Origin of the sequence: Hymenobacter cellulosilyticus (assembly GCF_022919215.1) — a bacterium.
Taxonomy (GTDB): Bacteria; Bacteroidota; Bacteroidia; order Cytophagales; family Hymenobacteraceae; genus Hymenobacter; species Hymenobacter cellulosilyticus.
In genome coordinates this window covers 4099613-4118475 of record NZ_CP095046.1, presented here as the reverse complement: position 1 = coordinate 4118475, position 18863 = coordinate 4099613, and the positions used below count along the sequence as shown (strand labels likewise).

At 58.8% G+C, this 18863-nt stretch carries 24 protein-coding genes and 1 tRNA gene; 10 read left to right on the top strand and 15 right to left on the bottom strand.

Features of this window, described 5'->3' with window-relative positions; all coding sequences use genetic code 11:
* The first annotated feature begins 143 nt into the window (after positions 1-143).
* Positions 144-761, top strand: coding sequence for an SBBP repeat-containing protein (locus MUN79_RS20290; RefSeq protein WP_244674405.1), 618 nt, complete (start codon positions 144-146; stop codon positions 759-761).
* The gene (locus tag MUN79_RS20285; protein WP_244674404.1) at positions 722-1783 is read left to right on the top strand and encodes a T9SS type A sorting domain-containing protein; all 1062 of its coding nucleotides are present in this window, start codon (positions 722-724) and stop codon (positions 1781-1783) included. Before MUN79_RS20290 ends, MUN79_RS20285 begins: the two co-directional genes overlap by 40 nt.
* A 41-nt stretch (positions 1784-1824) precedes the next feature.
* Here MUN79_RS20285 and MUN79_RS20280 read toward each other — a convergent pair whose 3' ends face one another.
* The 3 genes from MUN79_RS20280 to pdxH all read right to left on the bottom strand — a co-directional run bounded on the left by MUN79_RS20280 (position 1825) and on the right by pdxH (position 4500).
* Complete coding sequence (locus tag MUN79_RS20280) at positions 1825-2409, bottom strand: Maf family nucleotide pyrophosphatase (RefSeq protein WP_311136536.1); 585 nt, start codon at positions 2407-2409, stop codon at positions 1825-1827.
* Positions 2387-3718: a DUF1015 domain-containing protein gene (locus tag MUN79_RS20275; RefSeq protein ID WP_244674402.1), complete on the bottom strand. Its 1332-nt coding sequence runs from the start codon at positions 3716-3718 to the stop codon at positions 2387-2389. Before MUN79_RS20275 ends, MUN79_RS20280 begins: the two co-directional genes overlap by 23 nt.
* A 131-nt stretch (positions 3719-3849) precedes the next feature.
* Positions 3850-4500 carry a pyridoxamine 5'-phosphate oxidase gene (pdxH, locus tag MUN79_RS20270; RefSeq protein ID WP_244674401.1) on the bottom strand — a complete coding sequence of 217 codons (651 nt, stop codon included), beginning with the start codon at positions 4498-4500 and terminating at the stop codon, positions 3850-3852.
* Positions 4501-4945: 445 nt separating this feature from the next.
* Here pdxH and MUN79_RS20265 point away from each other — a divergent pair, with 445 nt between their 5' ends.
* From MUN79_RS20265 to MUN79_RS20250, 4 genes are all read left to right on the top strand, one after another.
* Complete coding sequence (locus MUN79_RS20265) at positions 4946-5488, top strand: YqgE/AlgH family protein (RefSeq protein ID WP_244674400.1); 543 nt, start codon at positions 4946-4948, stop codon at positions 5486-5488.
* A 122-nt stretch (positions 5489-5610) separates the two neighbouring features.
* On the top strand, positions 5611-5901 hold the full coding sequence (locus MUN79_RS20260; RefSeq protein ID WP_244674399.1) for a hypothetical protein: 291 nt from the start codon (positions 5611-5613) through the stop codon (positions 5899-5901).
* Positions 5902-5939: 38 nt separating this feature from the next.
* Positions 5940-7994: a DUF349 domain-containing protein gene (locus tag MUN79_RS20255; protein WP_244674398.1), complete on the top strand. Its 2055-nt coding sequence runs from the start codon at positions 5940-5942 to the stop codon at positions 7992-7994.
* 43 nt (positions 7995-8037) lie between these two features.
* A tRNA-Thr gene (locus MUN79_RS20250) sits at positions 8038-8110 on the top strand.
* Positions 8111-8352: 242 nt separating this feature from the next.
* On the opposite strand, the gene MUN79_RS20245 is transcribed toward MUN79_RS20250, so the two are convergent.
* Together MUN79_RS20245 and MUN79_RS20240 are read right to left on the bottom strand one after the other, a co-directional pair.
* Positions 8353-8685, bottom strand: coding sequence for a hypothetical protein (locus MUN79_RS20245; protein WP_244674397.1), 333 nt, complete (start codon positions 8683-8685; stop codon positions 8353-8355).
* Positions 8685-8909 carry a hypothetical protein gene (locus MUN79_RS20240; RefSeq protein WP_244674396.1) on the bottom strand — a complete coding sequence of 75 codons (225 nt, stop codon included), beginning with the start codon at positions 8907-8909 and terminating at the stop codon, positions 8685-8687. The genes MUN79_RS20245 and MUN79_RS20240 overlap by 1 nt, the downstream gene beginning before the upstream one ends.
* A 531-nt stretch (positions 8910-9440) precedes the next feature.
* On the opposite strand from MUN79_RS20240, the gene MUN79_RS20235 reads away from it, so the two are divergent.
* Both MUN79_RS20235 and MUN79_RS20230 read left to right on the top strand, forming a co-directional pair.
* Complete coding sequence (locus MUN79_RS20235) at positions 9441-9671, top strand: hypothetical protein (RefSeq protein ID WP_244674395.1); 231 nt, start codon at positions 9441-9443, stop codon at positions 9669-9671.
* Entirely contained in the window at positions 9668-9916 is a 249-nt protein-coding gene (locus MUN79_RS20230; protein ID WP_244674394.1) for a hypothetical protein, read from the top strand. Before MUN79_RS20235 ends, MUN79_RS20230 begins: the two co-directional genes overlap by 4 nt.
* 257 nt (positions 9917-10173) lie before the next feature.
* Here MUN79_RS20230 and MUN79_RS30255 read toward each other — a convergent pair whose 3' ends face one another.
* From MUN79_RS30255 to MUN79_RS20195, 10 genes are all read right to left on the bottom strand, one after another.
* On the bottom strand, positions 10174-10446 hold the full coding sequence (locus MUN79_RS30255) for an SDR family oxidoreductase (RefSeq protein WP_375378278.1): 273 nt from the start codon (positions 10444-10446) through the stop codon (positions 10174-10176).
* A complete protein-coding gene (locus MUN79_RS31935; protein ID WP_375378186.1) occupies positions 10373-10858 on the bottom strand; it encodes an SDR family NAD(P)-dependent oxidoreductase in 486 nt (161 codons plus the stop codon). Before MUN79_RS31935 ends, MUN79_RS30255 begins: the two co-directional genes overlap by 74 nt.
* A 327-nt stretch (positions 10859-11185) precedes the next feature.
* Complete coding sequence (locus MUN79_RS31280) at positions 11186-11683, bottom strand: Crp/Fnr family transcriptional regulator (RefSeq protein WP_311136535.1); 498 nt, start codon at positions 11681-11683, stop codon at positions 11186-11188.
* Positions 11684-12282: 599 nt separating this feature from the next.
* Positions 12283-12900, bottom strand: coding sequence for a hypothetical protein (locus MUN79_RS20215; protein WP_244674393.1), 618 nt, complete (start codon positions 12898-12900; stop codon positions 12283-12285).
* A gap of 48 nt (positions 12901-12948) precedes the next feature.
* Positions 12949-13080: a hypothetical protein gene (locus MUN79_RS30245; RefSeq protein WP_262922908.1), complete on the bottom strand. Its 132-nt coding sequence runs from the start codon at positions 13078-13080 to the stop codon at positions 12949-12951.
* 140 nt (positions 13081-13220) lie between these two features.
* Positions 13221-13400 carry a T9SS type A sorting domain-containing protein gene (locus tag MUN79_RS31930; protein ID WP_375378185.1) on the bottom strand — a complete coding sequence of 60 codons (180 nt, stop codon included), beginning with the start codon at positions 13398-13400 and terminating at the stop codon, positions 13221-13223.
* Positions 13346-14596, bottom strand: coding sequence for a hypothetical protein (locus tag MUN79_RS20210; RefSeq protein WP_244674392.1), 1251 nt, complete (start codon positions 14594-14596; stop codon positions 13346-13348). Before MUN79_RS20210 ends, MUN79_RS31930 begins: the two co-directional genes overlap by 55 nt.
* A 228-nt stretch (positions 14597-14824) precedes the next feature.
* The gene (locus tag MUN79_RS20205; protein ID WP_244674391.1) at positions 14825-15559 is read right to left on the bottom strand and encodes a hypothetical protein; all 735 of its coding nucleotides are present in this window, start codon (positions 15557-15559) and stop codon (positions 14825-14827) included.
* Positions 15560-15649: 90 nt separating this feature from the next.
* Positions 15650-16756, bottom strand: a complete 1107-nt coding sequence (locus MUN79_RS20200; protein WP_244674390.1) for a hypothetical protein — start codon at positions 16754-16756, stop codon at positions 15650-15652.
* On the bottom strand, positions 16756-17181 hold the full coding sequence (locus MUN79_RS20195; RefSeq protein WP_244674389.1) for a hypothetical protein: 426 nt from the start codon (positions 17179-17181) through the stop codon (positions 16756-16758). The genes MUN79_RS20200 and MUN79_RS20195 overlap by 1 nt, the downstream gene beginning before the upstream one ends.
* Before the next feature lie 264 nt (positions 17182-17445).
* Between MUN79_RS20195 and MUN79_RS20190 the strand changes: the two genes are divergently transcribed.
* Together MUN79_RS20190 and MUN79_RS20185 are read left to right on the top strand one after the other, a co-directional pair.
* Positions 17446-17880, top strand: a complete 435-nt coding sequence (locus MUN79_RS20190) for an acyltransferase family protein (protein ID WP_244674388.1) — start codon at positions 17446-17448, stop codon at positions 17878-17880.
* Between the two features lie 215 nt (positions 17881-18095).
* A complete protein-coding gene (locus MUN79_RS20185) occupies positions 18096-18443 on the top strand; it encodes a hypothetical protein (protein ID WP_244674387.1) in 348 nt (115 codons plus the stop codon).
* The last annotated feature ends 420 nt before the right edge of the window (positions 18444-18863 follow it).

Below are 18863 nucleotides of genomic sequence, written 5' to 3'. Positions count from 1 at the left end.
GACGTATATTATATATTTTTGAATCATTCGGCGCCGAATAGGGGCGGGGCTTTTTCCGCCTCCCTGATAAGTCTGTTGGAAAATAATGCAGTTCGCCCGCTGGCGACCTGTAGGTGTGGTTGTCATTTTTAATTTCTGGCGTTATGAAAAACATTGCTTTGGCTTTGGTGGGAGTACTATGCTTTATTCAGTCGGCTCTGGGGCAGGCTTCCTGGCACTGGACCCGCAGTATGCAGCGGGTAGCCGTGGCTGCCGTGGCCGCCGATGCTGCAGGCAGCACATATGTAGTAGGCAGTTTTTCCAGCCCGGTCAGCTTTAGCTCCCCCAACTTCAGTGGTCCGCTTACCCTTACGCCCGTAGGTGCCTCCGACGTGTTTCTGGCCCGAGTGGATGCCAATGGCAACCTGGTCTGGGTTCGGCAAGTGGGCGGCAGTGGGGCCTCCGCTTACGGAGCGGGCATCGCCCCCGATGGACAAGGGGGCCTTTTCGTGGTTGGTCGGTTTAGCGGTACGCTTACGGCCAACACGGGCACGGGCAGCCTGATGGGCTCGATGGGGTATAGCTCCGTGCTGGTCATGCGCTGCTCGGCCAGCACTGGCAGCACCTACTGGAGCCGCCGCGTGGGCAATAACGATTCGGCTTCGGGTGCTTTGGCCGTGGCCGCCGGGCCCGGAGCCGTGGGCTACGTAACGGGCTTCGTGGGGGAAACGTCACCTTTGGGTTGTTTGCGGTACAGGGCGGCCGATCGGCCGCCTTTGTAGCCGCCTACAGCTCGGCGGGAGCCGTAAATTGGGTTACGGCCGGAGCCACCAATGCCGTTAACGGGGGCATCTCGTCGGCCTCCGGCTCCTTGGCCAGCAAAGTTGCCGTGGACGGGGCTGGCAACTGCTACGTCACGGGCCGCTTTACCACAGGCCTAAAGCTGGGCGGCTTGCAATTAGCCGATAACGCCCAGTTCAATTCTCATTCGTTTGTGGCCCGGCTGAATCCCAGCACGGGAGCCGCGGCCTGGCTTAAGGGCACCACCGGCACGGTATACGCCGATCAGGCAAACGGCTCGGGCCTGGCCATTTATGGTGGCTACTGCTACGTGGGCGGCACGTTTGGCGGTACCGTAAGCTTCGGCGGAATTTACACCCTCACGGCTGCGTATCCTTCTGCCGGCTACGTAGGCCGCTTTGACGCCGCTACCGGAGCCACGGCCTGGGTACGGCCCATCGGCTCCGCGGCTACTGACGTGCGCGTGGCAGCCAGCTATTCCAACGTGTTGGCTACCATCGGCGTTGACGCCGCTCCCGACTATGCCCGCCTCGTGTCGCATGCTCCCAGCGGAGTATACCAGTGGGCCCTGACGGCCAGTGGGCCAGGCAGCAGCCAGGCCACCGACGTGGCTCAGTATGGCGCGGGCGTCGCGTACTGGACGGGCGCTTGGCAGGGTACGTGCAGCTTTGGTCCCACCACTTTAGCTGCGCCGGCCGGCACTACCTACGCGTATTTGGCCAAGATAAACTTCACGAGCCCCGCCGCCCGGGCCACTACCGACCCGCTCAGCGGCCCTTCGGAGCTGTATCCCAATCCGGGGTCGGGGCACATTCAGTTTCATACTGGCTCGGCAGCTCCCCGTAGCATGAGCGTGTACTCTTCCTCTGGTCAACTCATGCTGCAGCAGCAGGTGCAAGCTGCCGACGTGACGCTGGACGTGCGCAATTGGCCCCAGGGCACGTATTGGGTGCACCTGCAAGGCAGCGGCTCCCCGGAGCGCCACCAGATCTGGGTGCGCTAAGCATGAGCGGCGCAAGCTGGTAAAGAGGCAAAAGCCTTTTACTACTTGTTCGTCAACGAGGCCAGCCCCAGCTTTTCCAATTCTTCCCAGACGCGGTGCACGGGCAGGCCCATCACGTTGAAGTAGGAGCCTTCCAGTTTGGTCACGGCTACCATGCCTATCCAGTCCTGAGCGCCATAGGCTCCGGCTTTGTCCAGGGGCTGGTAGTTGCGCACGTAAAACTCGATTTCGGCGGGGGTGAGGGAGCGGAAATATACCCGGGTTTGGTCAGAGAAAACCACGCGCTGGCCCTGGCCCGTGAGCAGGCACACGCCGGTGTACACGTCGTGGGCGCGGCCCTGCAGGCGGGTGAGCATGGCCCGGGCTTCGGCCTCATCGGCGGGCTTGTTGAGCACGTCGTCGTCGAGGCAGACGATGGTATCAGCCGTGAGTACCACTTCGTCGGGGGCCAGGCCCGCACGGTAGGCGTCGGCTTTGTGGGCGGCCAAGAACTCGGCCACTTCGGCCCGCTTGAGGTGGGCGGGGAAGCTTTCATCCACTTCCTGCAGGCGCACTTCGTAGGGCAGACCCAGGTCGGTGAGCAGCTGCCGGCGCCGCGGCGAGTTAGAAGCCAGGACCAGGCGCAAGGAAAGGGGCGTAGAAGGCATTGTCGTGTTCGTCGTCGCGGATAGAGGAAAACAGAAATCCGCCGATGGTTTTGGGGTAAAAAAAAGTGGATTTCGGCGGCATCACGGCGCCCGAGTGGCATACGCGCTCCACTTCCTCCATAGTCACCTCATTGACGATGAGGGCGGCGCGGGCTTCCTGCCGGTCGACGCGGGCCAGGCACTCGGAAAAGGTGCGCACGTAGGCCACGCCCGGCCAGGTGCGCTGGGCATCAGGCCCCACAATTCCCAAGGCTTTTTCCAGCACGAAGTAGTGTAGCACCGTCAAATCCAGGTTTTTGACTTCGGTCGTAGTGTCCCAGCTAAGCTGAGCATGCACTTCAGGGCGCAGGCGCAGCTTGTAAGCCAGTCCGCCCAGGTAGAGGCCAAAGGCCCACTGTTTGCCGGCAATCCGCTCGGGCAAGTCATAGACGTCGTCCATGGGCAGCAGGGTGAAGTATGGCTCCAGCCGGGCCAGGAACTCGGCGTCGGAAATACCGCCGGGCAGCTCCAGCAGCAAGCGGTGCGTGGGCAGGATGCGCAGGTCGTCGGCCGCCGCGTTGGTCAGATACATCAAATGGAAGTGCCAGGGCTCCCGGCCGGTATTGCCGGGCTCGGCGGCCATACGGGCCTGCCGGTACGCCAGGGAGCCTTCGTAGCGGTGGTGCCCGTCGGCTAAGATTACCTCCCGTAGGCTGAGCACCTGCTGAAACCTCCGGATAATGCGGGCATCCTGAATCACGGCCAGCACGTCGCGCGCGCCCTGGTAGTCTTCCTCAGTCTGGTAGAGCGGGTCGAGCATGGCCTCGTCGAGGTAGCGCTCCAGCTCAAAGTCGTCGTCGCGGTAAAGGCCGTGGGTGGCGCTGCTCTGAAACTGGGTGCGGGCCAGCAGCTCGGCCCGGTCGTTGACGGCAGCGGGTAGGGTGTTTTCGTGGCGCAGCACTACGTTTTCGGCCCAGTCGTAGGCCCGGATGTGGCACATAAAGCCCTTGCGGCAGTACTCGCGGGAGCTGCCCGGCAGGCGGAAATACTGGTAGTAGACGTAGATGCCCGGCACTTCATCCTGGCGCAGCACGCCGGAGTTCTGCCACTGGGTCAGGCGCTCCAGGGCCGCGCCGGCCGGGTCCTCGCCCCGGGGCACCGACAAGTGAATGCTGTTAAGCTCATTGCGGTACAGCGCCTCGCGCTGCTTCTGCGACACGACGTCGAATAAAGGCGAAACGTAGTCGTCGATATGGGCACTCAGCTCGGCGTTGTAGCGCCAGCCGCGCACGGGTTGAATTTCAGCCAAGTGATGAACTGGTGAAGTGGTGAAATAGTGAAGTAGTGAAGTAGTGAAGTAGTGGAGTAGTGGTTCAAACCGCGCATAACAGCGCCGGCGGGACGTCAAACTCACTACTTCACTATTTCACCATTTCACCATCAGGGAGCTAGCCGGCTCCGGGTCCAGGCTTCGCCCTGGCGCTCGTACACGATTCGGTCGTGCAGGCGGCTGGGGCGGCCCTGCCAGAACTCTATCCGGTGGGGCCGCACGATGTAGCCGCCCCAGTGCGGAGGGCGGGGCAGTGGGTCTTCGCCCGTAAAGCGCTGCTCAACTTGCTTTTCCTGGGCTTCAAGCTCTTCCCGGCTCCCGATTTTCTGGCTCTGGGGCGAGGCCCAGGCCCCAATCTGGCTGCTGCGCGGCCGGCTCTGGAAATAGGCGTCCGACAAGGCCTCGGGGGCTTTTTCAACCCGGCCTTCGACCCGCACCTGCCGTTCCAGGCCGGGCCAGAAAAACGTGAGAGCGGCCCAGGGCTGCGCCTGCAAATCCTGGCCCTTGCGGCTGTCGTAGTTGGTGTAAAACAGAAAGCCCGCGTCGTCGGGCAGGCCTTTGAGCAGAACCACCCGCGCCGAGGGCTGGCCCTGGCTGTTCACCGTCGAAACAGTCATGGCCGTGGGCTCGTCGAGGTGGGCTGCCAAGGCTTCATCCAGCCACTGCCGAAACTGGCGCACGGCATCGGGCTGCACCTCAGCCTCCGACAGCGTGCGTTGGGAGTAGGTCTGGCGCAGGTCGGCGAGTTGTTGGTCGGTCATAGGCGTAAGGCCGGCGGAAAGGAAAGCTGCCCTGGGCACCGGCCGGGCGAAGGTCGGAAGTTCAACGGAAAAATGAGCGTACTGCCTGCCAGCGGGCCGGTGGGGCGGCGGCCCGGGACAAAGGCAGCAGGGTTTCTGACAAACTATCGGCTTGCAGGATAGCTTTTTACCGGAAAAAAGTTTCCTTTACACCGCTTCGCCTACCGGAAATCTGTCGGGTTTAGAAACCCGGAGGCGCCGGGAAAGTTACTAGCTAGGGTGCCCGGGCTGCCGAAGCGGCCTGTTGCGGCCGCCAGTTCAGGTTTGTACGACTTCTGGCCGCTGCACGGAACTTGCGCGGGAACAGAAGCCTTTCAAAAAAGCGTCTGTACCCTTCCCGCCTTCGTATTTACGTCTTCTCTCATCCCAAGCACTTCTTCCGATGCCTCGTCCCCGTTCCGGCAGTATGCTCATTTCTCAGCCCTTTCTAGGTGATCCTAACTTCGAGCGGACGGTGGTACTGATGTGCCGCTACTCGGAGGAAGAGGGCTCCTACGGCCTGGTACTCAACCGTCCGTCCAACCTGCTGCTCGGCGACGTGCTGGAGCTGCCCGACGGCGACGCCTCCCCGGCGGCCAAGCTTCCGCTGGGCCTGGGCGGCCCCGTGTATCCCGACACGCTCCACTACCTGCACCGCCGCGCCGACGTGCCCAATGCCATCAGCCTGGGGCAGGACGTGTACTGGGGCGGCGATTTTCAGGTGGTGCTGGGCCTGCTGCTGAGCGGGGAGCTGGCCGCCGACGATATCCGTCTCTACGCGGGCTATTCCGGCTGGACAGCGGGCCAATTGGAGGAGGAAGTCAAGGAAAATGTTTGGATTGTCCACCCCAATGCTGCCGGGAAAGTATTTACTTTGGATAATGATGCCTTCTGGCAAGCCATTTTGCGGGAAAAAGGCGGCCGCTACCGGGTCCTGTCCAACTATCCGCTGGACCCCCGCCTAAATTAGCTTTTGCTTTCTTCGCTGCCGGGCTACCTATTCTTTCCTGAGCCGGGCCTTTCCCTTTGACCTATGTTACCTGAAAACGAAAACACCGCCCCAACCACTCCGACGATGCCTCGGAGTCGCCGATGAGCATCTTGGAGCGCCGTCTGGCGGAAATCCAGGCCAAGCAGAATCCGGCCGATGCTGCCGCTACTCCGCCTGCCCAAGCTGCTGCCGCGCCCACTGAGCCGGTTCCCGCTGCCACTGCACCCGTAGCCTCCACCACGACCAACGAAATCACTGAGCGGCCCGCCCAGGGCACGCCGCCCGTAACCGATACGCCCGGGCTGGCACGGCTGAGCCCACTGCGGCCACTACCGAAGCCACCGCCGATACGGCCGCTGCGCTGCGGGCTGGAGAAGCTTCCGAGTCCCTGACCCGCGCCGCAAGCCACTACGGCCAGGATAATCCCGGCGTGCAGTCGGCCGACGCTGCTCCCGAAACCACCTCTGCCGCACCCGCTTCGCCCGAGGCCACTGCTGCAGAAGCCACCACGCTGACCGATACCGCTCCCGTTACTTCGGAAGCCGACGCCGCCGACAGCACCCAGCCCGAAGCCGTGCGCGAGCCGGTTGTAGCTTTGCAAACCGCCGCCGATATTGAAACGGCCGACGCGCCCGTAGCCGCCCTGCCGACTTCCAATAACGACTCGGCCGCGGAGGCCGCTCAGGCCGCGGAAGCTGCCGACACAGCCCACAGTGCTGGCACGGAGGAAGAGGAAGAGTATGTGCCCGAAATTCCGGTGCCCGACTTTACCACGCTCGACCTGCCCGCCCAGGCGGCCCACCTGCTGACCCTGCTGCGCCGCCCCGATGCCCGCCAGAACCGCAAGCAGATCTTCGACCTGTACCGTCAGTACGAAACTACTGTCAACGCTGACCGCACCGCCGCCCGGCAGCGCTTCACCGAGGGCGGGGGCGAGGCGGATGACTTTGCCTACCACGGCCCGGAAGGCCACGCCGAACTGAGCAGCGCCCTGCAGGAATTCCGCGACAGTCGCGCCAAGGATGCTCGTGCCGAGGATGAGCAGCGGGCCAAAAATCTGGCTCACAAGCAGTACCTGCTCACGCAGCTGCGGCAGCTGGTAGAGTCAGCCGAAACCAAGGACAGCTCCGTGCGCATCAAGGCGTTGCAAAACGACTGGAAAGCCACCGGGGCCGTGCCGCAGAAGGACGCCCAGGAAATCTGGAACAGCTACCACGCCCTGCTCGATATTTATTACAACAACCGCGGCCTATTCTTCGAAATGAAGGAACTGGACCGCCGGCGTAACCTCGAAGCCAAGGAAGCCCTGATTCAACGCGCCGAGGCCTTGGCCAACCAGCCCAGCATCAATAAGGCGCTGCAGGAGTTGCGCCAGTTGCACGAGGAGTGGAAACACATTGGCCCCGTTGCCAACGAGCAGCGCGACGCCATCTGGAACCGCTTCCTGCAGGCTTCCGAGAAGGTACACGACCGGAAGAAGGAGTTCCTCAACGTACGCTCGACCCAGGAGAATGCCAACCTGACTCGTAAAACGGCCTTGCTGGAGCAGATCAAGCCTTTTGCCGAGTTCCAGACTGAGCGGGTAAATGAGTGGCGCGCCAAAACCGACGAGCTGCAAAAGCTTAAGGAGGAGTGGGACACCGCCGGCCTTGTGCCCCGCGACAAAGCCGAGCAGCTCAACAAGCAGTTCTGGTCGGCTTACAAAGGCTTCTTCCAGCGCAAAAACCAGTTCTTCAAGTCGCTCGACGAGGAGAAAAATGCCAACCTACAGCGCAAACTGGATTTGTGCAACCAGGCGGAAGCGGCGCTGCAAAACCCGAACTGGGAGGAAGGTCGCGAAATTGTAATCCGCCTGCAGAAGGAGTGGAAGCTTATCGGCCGGGTGCCGGAAAAACAGTCCGATAAAGTCTGGAACCGCTTCCGTACCGCCTGTGATGCGTTCTTCGAGCGCAAAAACGAGGAAGCCAAGCAACGGGTGCAGCAGGCTCAACAAGTATCGCAGGAGCAGGCCACTCACCTCGACCGGGTAGCCGACGCCGTTACGGCCCTGTCGGTAGATGCTCCGGGCACGCTGGAAGGCTTCCGTCAGCATGTAGAAGAGTGGCGTGCCTTCGACGGAGCTACCAACGGGCCCCGCGGCTCAGCTGAGCGGGCCGAGGAGAAATTCCAGTCGTTGATGGGCAAATATCTCGACCACGTACCCGGCCTGTCCTATGCCGAGCGTGCCGATTTACTGTTTCAGCTGCAGGTAGAGCGTCTCAAGTCCAGCCCCGATTCTCAGCAGGCTCTTTACCGGAAGGAGCAGGGATTGCGCCGCGAAATAAACGAGCTGGAAAATGACATTGCCACGTTACAGACTAACCTTGAGTTCTTTGCGCGTTCCAAGAATGCTAATCAGCTGCGTGAGGAATACCAGGGTCGCATTGATGAAGCTAAAGGCCGAATTGATGGGCTGAAAAAACAATTGAAAATTATTCGCGCATAAGTTTGGGAATTTGGTGTGAAGCGCTAGTTTTGCACCACAATTCGCCTCCTTAGCTCAGCTGGTAGAGCAACTGACTTGTAATCAGTAGGTCGCTGGTTCGATCCCGGCAGGAGGCTCATTGCTCCAAAACCCCTTGTAAATCACGTGTTTACAAGGGGTTTTTTGTTGGTGTGCCCGTCAGTGTGCCCGTTTGGAATAAGAAGTGGCTGTTTAGCCAGGCAAATACCCCATTGCTTGCGTAGTTAGAGCAGCATTAAAATAGAGGAAAATAAAAAGCCCCGACGCGAGTTGGGGCTTTTTTGCTGCAATAGGCTTTGCCCAGTACACATCTCTGTGAAACCTGGGCGGGTCAAATATATTAGGTCGGTTCCGGCCAGACAAACCGGCTACCCAGTTTGAGCAGCTTCGGCCCCAGGTAGCCCAGTGCCATGCCGACCAGCAGCCACTTCCACCACGTACTCGGTGCTGCAGGCGTCACGGTGTTACCTTCCCCTGCAGCTACTCCGTCCGACTTCTTTACCTCGGTAGCGCTAGCGCTGGTACCGGTGGCCATGGTGCCGGGCTTGGTGGCGGTGGCTGCCGTGTTACCATCGCCGGTGATGGTCGTTTGATTTCCGTCGACTCCGCCGGCTTCGACAATCTTGCAAGTGGGCAGTCCGATGGTGAGTAGTCCCAGTACTAGGTAGCGCATTAGTTGAGCCAATTCGCGGTAGCGTAAAATTCCCAGGAGGCCCGCAACAGCACATGCACGCCGGCTCCATCTCGTCCGCCGCCCGTCCCGGTGTTGCCTTCATTGCAGTACCAGCCGCGGTTGCCTCGCTTGCGGGTTGGGGCCACCGTGCGGGCGACATACGCAATGCGGCCCAGGTTGGCGTAGTAGAACCCTACCTGGTGCCCGGGCTGAATGAGATCCACCGAGCCCCGCTTCCCTTTTATATAATAAGTGCGCGAGCTACTCGGCAGAAACCAGTTGTAAGAGCCGGCGGCGCCCTGCGGGTAGGGCAACCAACACTCCCGCTGGCCAGCCGCCTGATACACGCCGCACCACGGGCCGCCCCACGGCCTGCTGCCAGGCTTCGATTTCGGGGCCGTCGTTGTGGCCGGTGGCCTCACGCACTCCCAGCTGTGAAGCGGACCACTGCAGGACGCAGGCGGTTCGTTCGACTACGCGACTAGGCTGGCCCCAAGCCAGCAGAGGGCAAAGAAGAAGAGCAAGCCCAGTTAGAAGATGGTGAAGACGGTGATTTTCCATTGGGGAGAGAGCGTGAAAAGCGGTTTTGAAATCAGTCTTGGCCCACGTGTGCAAGCAGGTGTGGAACAGGCGCATGCCGCCCTACATAAAGGCATAGCCCATCGTGGCCACGGCCAGGGTCAGCATAATTTTACTCAGGGGGCCTCAACCCGAAATTCGCCGCAGCGGGCATAGTCCGCTTCGACACGGCGTGGATGCCGGCAGCGGCCAACAATTCCCACATCGACTACGACAAGCTAGCCTTGTCTATAGACAATCAAAGCCTACCCATCGACTACCAGCAACTAGCCCGCAGCGTGACCCAGGAACTAGGCCCCGTCTTCTACCAAGCCACCAAGGCCCTGCCTACCCCAAATCTCAACCTCTCCGAGCTACGGGAACGACAGAACAAACTAACGCTAAACGGGAACCGCGCCGACCTATGACACTTGCCAACTTGATGAACCAACTGGAGGAAGCGGGCCACCTCACCGTACTCTATAAATCTGGGGTTGTTGGTATTTCCGCCTATGCCAACCGCGACATTTACCTCTGCTGGCAGACCCTACGCGCCTCCATTCGCTACTCCGAAGACAACGCGAGTGCCGTACGCCAAGTGGCCGAGAAAATGGAGGTGCCGGTGCCGACCGTGTACCGAGCTGTGGCTGCTATGGGGAAAGCTGTGCTTTAAAGTACATCTGCTAGCAGTAAGATATGTAGCATGTAGAAAGAAAAAGCCCCGGCCAGATGGCTTGTTCTTACCGAAATCTTCCGAGTAGCCAGGAATTCAGGAAACTCATCTCCAATTGAAGTTTCCTGAACTTTGAAAGGTGAACCAGTTTCTTGAACTCGATCTGGGCTGTAGGTTCACTTTGCCATGCCAGTAGACGTGCATCGACAATAGTTCATGAAAAGGAGGGCTATCTTATCCTTGTGGGGCCCACACTGTTAGATGTTCGCGATCATGTGGCTGGTCGCCTGTGGGGCAATCCGCAGCAGCGTGGGTAGCAGCTTCATGGGTCCCGGCAAGGCCAAGGGTTGCCGCCGGGCCAGGGCTTTGAGCGTGACCGCCGCTACCTGCTCGGTCGTCATTTTCTTCCGCGTTTCGTGAGCGGTGCCGGGGGTGTCGGTGGTGGTCGGCAGCAACTCAAGCACATGCGTGCCCTTGGGCGCCAGCTGCCGGCGCAACCCCTCGGCGAAGCCGTGCAGCCCCGCTTTCACCGCCCCGTAGGTCGGCGCGCGTGGGTGACACCAGGGCAAAGCCGGAAGTGACGAACACGAGGGCCGTCAGGGCCGGCCAGCGCACGAGCACTTCGCTGGTCAACTGGATGGGAGCCGTAAGGTTCAGCGCCACCTCTTGCTCCAGGTCGGCGGCCGGGTCCGTCCCGGTTGTGAAATCTCGTTCGACGAAGCGCCCGGCATTGTTGACCAAGACATCGAGGTGCCCAAACCGCTCCGCTACCCGGTCGAGCAGGCGGGTCCGGTCCGCCGCCTGGGTCACATCGGCCTGGACGGCCAGTGCATCTGGGTAGGTGTGCGAAAAGAGGTCGAGGGCTTCGCGTGACCGGCCACAAACGGCGACGGCCGCCCCCTGCGCCAGAAAGGCTTTCGCTAAGCCAAGACCAATACCCATTGTCCCCCCGTTATAAGAACTACCTGTGTCATGGTGTAAGTGAAATGTATGCGTTAGAAAAAACTTGCTGAAAGCGAACCCGTGGAACAGGCCGAACTCAGCGCTTGCGTAGAGGAGGTAGGGAGCACGCTCCTTGGCCTTATGAGCGGCGCGGGCGTTGAGAAATTCCTGGTCCGTGCCGTTGGCGATGGCCTCTGGAGGCCGGCGTAGGAGACGCGTACCGGGAGCAATCGGAACCCGCAACCGCACGCTGGAGGCGTCCAGGGCTCTTGTGCCCGCACCGCGGCCATCCGGGCCGTCAGCTATCGGTGCCTTTACGGAGGCGACTTAAGGACTGAGGCGTAATGCCGAGATAGGAGGCGATGTAGTGTTGCGGCACCTGCAAGACCAGGTCGGGGTAGCGCTTGACGAACTCCTCGTATTTTTGCCGGGCCGTGCTACTTCCGTCAGTAGCTTGCTCAGGATGAAGAGCTTGGGAACTTCTACCAGGAGTTGCTGCCAGATGCGCTTGTCCAGCAGCTCGCACGCCGTCAGGGCCTGGATGCCTACCTGGGTGGGCCGGTGGCTGTGAAGGCTTTCCAGATCCAGGATGAACTGGTGGGGCCGAATGAAGCACCGGGTCGCCTCTTCCTCGGGCATCCGACCCACGAGGTAAAGTCGGCAGACTCCGGCGCTGACGAAGCCCAAACGGTTGGGGTAGTCGCCGGGGGCAAAGAAATGCTCGCCCGCCCGCAGTGACTGTGCCACAAACGGGTCGGTCACCTGGGCAATTTCCTCGGCGTTCAACACGCCGCCGAACTCGAAAGCCTTGCGTAGATTTTCCATGGACCTACTTAGGCGGCTACACAGCCAGTTTTCACGCGGTAGAGGGCGATATGCGCCTCTAGAGAATCGCAGTTGCCAATCAGGAATGCCTTGCCTTTCATCATCGTAGAGTTACGCTGCAAAGATCGAGACGCGCCCGTAGTACCCGCGTTACCAATTGGTAAGAAATACCATGCCTATCGAAAAAAGCCCCTGGTGCTTAGCAGCAACAGCATGGCCTGTGCCAGACTGCTCGGTAACTCGTTTCCCAAAGACCCTGACGCACGACTTTTTGACCAGCGCTGAAGGCCAACGGCGTGGTGCTTGTTCGTCACATGCGACGTGTAACCCACCCTGTAACCCAAGGCTAGAAGTGGCTCTTGTCGTGACGGAGCCCCAAAGTTACGCTCAGCTGGGCGTAAGGACCGCAACGCTGTTTTTAGCGTGTCATTCGCCGCCGACAAAAAGGAATAGCGACCGAAGCAGTTGACGCGATGGTACTAGACAGCGCTACTCTTCGTCCACATCGTAGCCCCTAAGCTGGGTTAACAGTTTTTCCTCGGTTGTTTTACACTTCCCCATTTAGCGGTTCACGTTCACTTATACGCTCGAAATAGCGATTACCGGTATTCTATTTTCTCGATAGCCTTGAGTACCGCTTCTCTGTTTTTAGCCGCTTTGATGAATTGAGGCAACCGCTCCACCATGGTGTTATGGCCAGCGATGTTCCTTTCGCGCAATTGCGAGGCAACGTAGCGCTTGATGTCGTTCAGATGGGACCGGTTATAGGCCCATAACAGCTGGCCTTTGACGGCTGCCCGCAACCACAACGGAAGGTTGAAAATCGGGTCTACCCCCGGGCCGGACCCTTGGTACGTCAGCCGGTAAGCTTCGTTTCGCGGCTGGTAAGTGCGCGTGACGTGGCAGTGGGGGCACGCAACGGCCAGCGTTTCCACCTTCTGCTTCGACCGGGGAATCACCTTAGCGACTTTCTTGCCGCAGGTGTCGCAATTCCTGTGGATGGACACGCGGTACGCCACCGCCTCTGCGGTCCTTTCGGTGTGGGCACAGTGGGAACACGCCAACGTGCTGTTGGCAAGATACCGAAAGTCACTAGCCATTACATCGGCCGTAATCAAGGCGGCGTGTGCACACTTCGGGCACTCGACCAGCATCTCGGCCCAGTACGACTGTTTCCAGGTGGGGGCACCGGTGAAGCGGTGGGCAGTTTCTTCCATAGCTCCAAGGTAAGAGCGTTCACGAAAACGGTGGTTTATATTAACGGCCTATAGCCGCGTCTTGGCAATGTCGGTGGTCAGGCCGCGCTGCTGGGTGCGCACCTTGTCCATTTCCGCCTTCAACTGTTCGCTGGAAAGTCTGACTTCAAATAAGAGCTTTTCGGTAGTATCCTGGGTCATACGGCAACCTACCACATGAAAAAAGCCACGGCAAACGCCGTGGCTCCATTCCGTCGCGCAACAGGGGTAAAACGTCGCGCAGTTTCTTAACAAGCCAATTGGTGGGCCAATTGCACAGCAGGCCTAATCACTTTTCCTCGTTAATGCTTGATCTGGATTCGTTGCGTATGGGTTTTACCCTCAATAACTAGGCGCAACTGATACAGTCCATTCGGGACGTTTTCCACATTGAACTGCTCAGCAGTCAATGAGTGCTGTTCAACAACTACTCTTCCTTGGCTATTGAGGATTCGTACTTGTGTAGTACCGGCTGGTAGCATAAGTATGTCCGTTGTGGGGTTGGGGAAGGCAAGAACCTTCTGTGCATCGTCCCCTTTCGCTTTTGCGGCCCGGGTAGATTCACCCCTGAACCGGGTTCATCTGTCAATGAGAATGTTTTAATCAATGTCGATCTATCGCATCCTACTGCCGTTACAATGACGCGATACCGATTAGGACCAGCATTAGGCATAGGCCCAATCAGATGAAGATGAAACGTGGTGAAACCCTGCAACTCCGAAGGCAGTCCGTAGGTGGTGGGGCCATTATACACGTTATAGGCTAGTGTACCTCCGCCTATGACATTATAAGGAGGATCAGGTTCGGTAATTGTTACCTCAAAGTAATCGGTGCTATATCCGTTAGGGACCCTTACATCATATGTCTGAACTGCACCTGGGTCCCGGGGAAGCGGCAACAGATTAAAGTCTGGAGGAGGCGGAGGTGTACAGGGTACCAGGGTTAGCGAAACATCATCAATGGCATAATAAAATGATCCGCCTGTGCCGCTGAGATTGGGATCATAGGAAGAAAGGCCTGCTTCGCTATACCCAATGGAGATTGAAGCGCTGGACGCTTGGGCAATAAAGGTACCTGTTACCAAGGTCCAGGTTGGCGTGTCGCCAATAGGCTCTGACTCAATAATTACATCGGGAGTTGGAGATATATCCTGTTTTTGAGTAGTGCGGTTATAGACATACCGAAGAGGCTCGGTGGAATAATTGACAGCTAACAGCAGCTTTTCGGCGAGTTGACCACCTGGCTGCCGGTGAGCGTAGAAACTCGCGCGGTACCTTTGATTTACTTGAAGGTTTGTCACCCGCTGTGTAATAAATTGATCAAAGCTATAACTGCCGGGTTCCCGTAAGATGGCCGCGCACCCATTTCCAGTGCGAGGTAAAAACTTGCCATAGGCTGGGCTTCCTTGTGGATTAACGATGGGAGCAGATGCTGGTGAATTATACAAAAAATCAGCTGTAGTGTAAGGTCCCCACGAGGACCATGCTGCTAAGTCATCATAGGCGGCATCATAAGCTCCTGCGACCTTAGTGTTAGGTGCCCTGACAATATTGTGACTTCCTCTTGGAATTTGATTATAGGCTTCAAAGCCGCCGTTCACTATTTGGGCTTGTCCTTGTTGCGGAATACTGACGCAAAAGATTGTAGCGGAGAGCAGAGTGGTAAAATATTTTTTCATTGAAAATGGGCTTAATAAATGAAAAGACAAGGCGCAAATATGTGCACCTCGTTATTATATAGAAAGGACAATATTACTCTATAAGTGACATGAAAGACAGCGGCTTTGCCAGTGATTAGGGTGTTCACCTTAAAACATCAGCCGTAGCAACTCCACGGGCGTCGAGGCTTGGCCTTCTTCTCAGTTGTCGATTCTATTGCAGTAGAAATAGCTGCCTTCCGTTTCCAGCTACACGGGCACGAGCTGGTTAAAGTCCATCACCTGCTGGGCGCTCAGACGCACAGCGGGCTTTAGGATGAGGGGCCTCGCATACACAGCGCGCAGGTGAGCGTAGTAAGCCGGCAACAGGTCCGTGGCGAAGGCGAAGCTCAAGCCGGCAAACGTGCTGACCCGGGGGCTGATGTTAGCCCGAGCGGTACCGTCCGTTACGGTCACGGTACGGACCTGCTCGTGTATCACCAGCCGCGGTACCGGGCTCTGCTTATCGTACTGCGGCTCCACCGAGGCCGCGCCCAGCCGTAGCTTATACACGGGCAGCAACAGCAGCCCGCTAGTGCCGACTGCGGTAGCGGCCCAGGGCAGCGTAAGCGCTTCCTGGCTACGCTCCAGGGTGGTATCGGGGCATAGCAGGAAGTCATCCCCCAGGCCCTGGGCGGAATCCGGGTTGGCGCTGTCCTCTTTGTAGCGGTAATCATTGCGCTGCACCACGCCGGGCAAATGAAACAGCCGGATAGTGGGCTCACTGGCATCGAGGCGAGGCTGCCAGTCGGGCGCCATGGCTAGGCTGGCAGCCAGCGCGGGGCCAGTGGGCGTAAACGACACGACCCGGGTATAGGGGTCGGTCTGCTGCGTCAGACCAAACAGGCCCACCACGCCCTTCACAAAGTCCTTCAGCGGCCAATTCAGAAGCAGGTCCTGCAGTCGTAGGCGGCCGGTGGGCGGTAAGTCAGGCAGGATTTCCACCGAAAAGCTGTCGAGCGGCAGCGTGTTGCCGTCTTTATCGACGAAGATGCGCCCGGTGAAGGCTTCGGAGCCCCATTTTAGGAAGAAGCCCTAGGACTCGCCCGGGCTGAGCTTAATGCGTACTTCCAGCTCTTCGCCCTTCTGGATCAGGTAGCGGCTCAAGTTCACTGAAGGCGAGAGCCGAGTGGGCGTCTGGCTGGTTTTTTTACTCTCCAGCAGCGTGCCACCCGTGAGCTCGCGGGAGCCGATGTAGAAAAACAGCTGGGCCCGGCCCGAGCCGTAGGGAGAATCAATGGTGACTACCGTAGAAGCAGCCGCGTTGATGTAGCACACGAACGGGGCTTTCCAGCGGAAGGTAACCGTGCTGTGAACGCCGGGCAGGGTCGGGGCTAAGTAGCCATAGCGGGCCCCGGTGTAGTCGTAGGGCATCGTCAGTACGCTTTCTTCGCGCCCATCGTAGGCGTTGGCGAATACCTGATGCTTCTCGTCCGTGTTGTCGATGCCGGCCACGAGCTTCGTGGCCGTACGCACTTCCTCCCCATAGCCCGGCGGCGTGGCCGTAGGCATGAGCAGATGATCAAACAGCGTGGGCAGCGGGCCGGCCCAGCGGTAGCCGGACTCGGAGAAGATTTGCTCCCAGATGGAGCGGACGTACACACTGGGCAGCAGCTCGTCATTGTGCAGGTGCACGGTGTTGCCGTCCAGGGGACCGCCCTTGCCCCGGTCGTAGAGGTCGTACACGTAGGTCTGCTCCCAGCTTGTGTGGGCAGCCCCGGCTACAGCATTGGTGTGGGTCCAGTCGTGTTCGGTAGCAGCCGGGAAAGCTAATTCCCGCAACGTCTTGCCCTCAATAGCGGCGTAGAATGATTTGTTGCCGCCCACTACCTGCGCTTCGAAGCCTTCGCCGGCTTGGTGCTGCTCGATGATGGCTACGGCATTGGGCAGCACTTCCAGGCCCTGGGTTTCCAGGGTGCAGGGCAGTTCGGTATAAGGCATGTCCGACAGGCTGATACCTTCCTGGGCCTGCTCCAGCGCCGCCCGCACCTCGGGCGTGTCGGCCAGGGTAAGCGTGCTGGAATAGTCGGCCTGAACTGAGTTGGGCTTAAGCAGGTCGTTGGCCTGCACGGTGAGGCCTACCCGTTGACCATCGACCAGGGGCAGGCGTTGGCCATCCTGTAACACGAGGGAAGTAGCCATCAGATGCGCGTGAGCGGGTTACGGGTAGCCACATCCACCTCCACATCGAAGGTGGTGCGGTTATCGGATGACGTGCGCCCGGGCTGGGCGGCCGTCACCAGCACGGGCGTCAGCCGGCCGTAGAGGTCCTGAATGTAGACCTGTGGGCTGATGAGCAGTGTGGTGAGCGTGGCGTGCTGGGCCGGCGTCAGGTTGCCAGCGCGCAGCAACTGCTTATCCATGGCGCCGCGGCGGAGCAGCTGGGCCGGGCCCTGCTCGGGCCGGAACACGGTACCTGCCGCCACGTCGGTGGTGTCGTCGACATCTCCATCGAAAAGCCAGGCTGGCCAGTCGTTGAGTGGGGAAATCCAGCGCAGGTACACGCCGTGCCCGGGGCAGCAGGGGCGTAGCTGCAGGGTGAAGCTCTGTGTGAGATTATTGGCCATGCACGAAGCTCACCAGGCCAGCCAGCAATACAAAACCCCACCCGCCCGAAACGTCACGCAGGTGGGGTAAAACGTCGCCGGGTTTGCGCAGCCTACCAAAACCCACTGTTTTCTTTGCCTGGCGTTGCAAGTCATAAGCGGGTAGACTCTACTTTTCCTTATTTTTTGGAGTCATTACGCCTGAAAAACATCGATTCTTTGAGGGTTGAGCATCTGCTAAATCCCGAAATTAATGCTAGTATTTACCTAGCCAAAACGCTCTCTGTGACTCTGGAGCAAAAAGCGGGTAAGCTTTCGTACATAGATGCCCTGCGGGGCTGGGCCATTCTGGGGGCAGTGGTGGTGCACGCGCTTGACTATGGGACCGGGGCGCAGCAGCTGAGTCCGCTGGTGGTTTCGTTTTGCCAATCGGGGGCCCGGGGAGTGCAACTCTTCTTTATTATCATCACGTTCACGCTGTTTTTGAGCATGACCAACCGGCAACGGCAGGAGAAACGACCCACGCTCAACTTCTTTATCCGCCGCTTTTTCCGCATTGCCCCTCTCTTTTACCTGGGGATTCTGTTTTATGTGCTTACCTACAGTCGGGCCTGGGCTTCGTTGCCTAAAGTGCTGGTGACCCTGCTCTTCATCAATGGCGCCCATCCCAACACCATTAACAGCTTGGTGCCGGGGGCTAGTCTATCACCATCGAAATGACCTTCTACGCCGTGGCGCCCTGGCTCTTTCGCCGGATTAAAGATCTGGATACGGCGGTCTGGTTTACCCTCCTCAGCCTGTTGGCGAGTATTCTCCTGGGCTATGTATTTCGCCGATACCCGCTCATAAACACCGCGAGCAAAGCGGGGGCGAGGACTTAGGATGATTGGCTCTTTGGCTATTTCCCGAATCAGCTCCCCGTTTTTGCCCTCGGCATGATTTTCTTCTTTATCCCTCAGGCCAAGAGGATTTTACTTCGGCCCGGTACGCTGCTGATTAGTGGCCTCATCTTGCTGGCTGGACTGGCCGGAGTGCTGGCCAGCAGTGGCGATGCCCACCGTCGGCAGTGGCTCATGCTTGGCAATGATATCCATGCGCCGGTACACTGGCTGTTTAGCGTTGGCTTCGTGCTAGTAACGCTGGCGCTCCAGCAGCGTCCGTACGCCTTTTTTGTGAATCCGCTTACGATTTTCCTGGGCCGAATAAGCTTCAGCGTATACCTGGCTCACTTTGCCATCTTCACCTTGCTACATAGGGTGGGGTGCTTACGCTTATTCCGGTAACCGGGCCCGGCTCAGCACTGGCTAGCCTAGTGGCGCGCATATTCGTGGGCTTATTCCTCAGTGCTGAAGTAGCCTATCTATTGTTTTGCTTCATTGAGATGCCCTTTCAGCAAGTGGGCAAAGCGTTAATTGACCGGGTGGAGCAACGCGCCTAATCTAATTGGTTACCCACCCGCCCGAAACGTCGCGCAGGTGGGGTAAAACGTCGCGCAGTTTGCCAAAATCGCAAAATGCCTCATTTCTCCAAGGCTTGCCGGCTCCGTTCTTCTCATGCACATGGATGGCAACGTGGCAGTAGAATAGTCTTCTTATACGATATGCAGGTTGTCACAAATAGCCAAATACTGTCCTTGGCACAAAGCCATTAATACCTCACCTTCGATATACTAGAAAATTAATATAAACATGTTTTAATTCTAA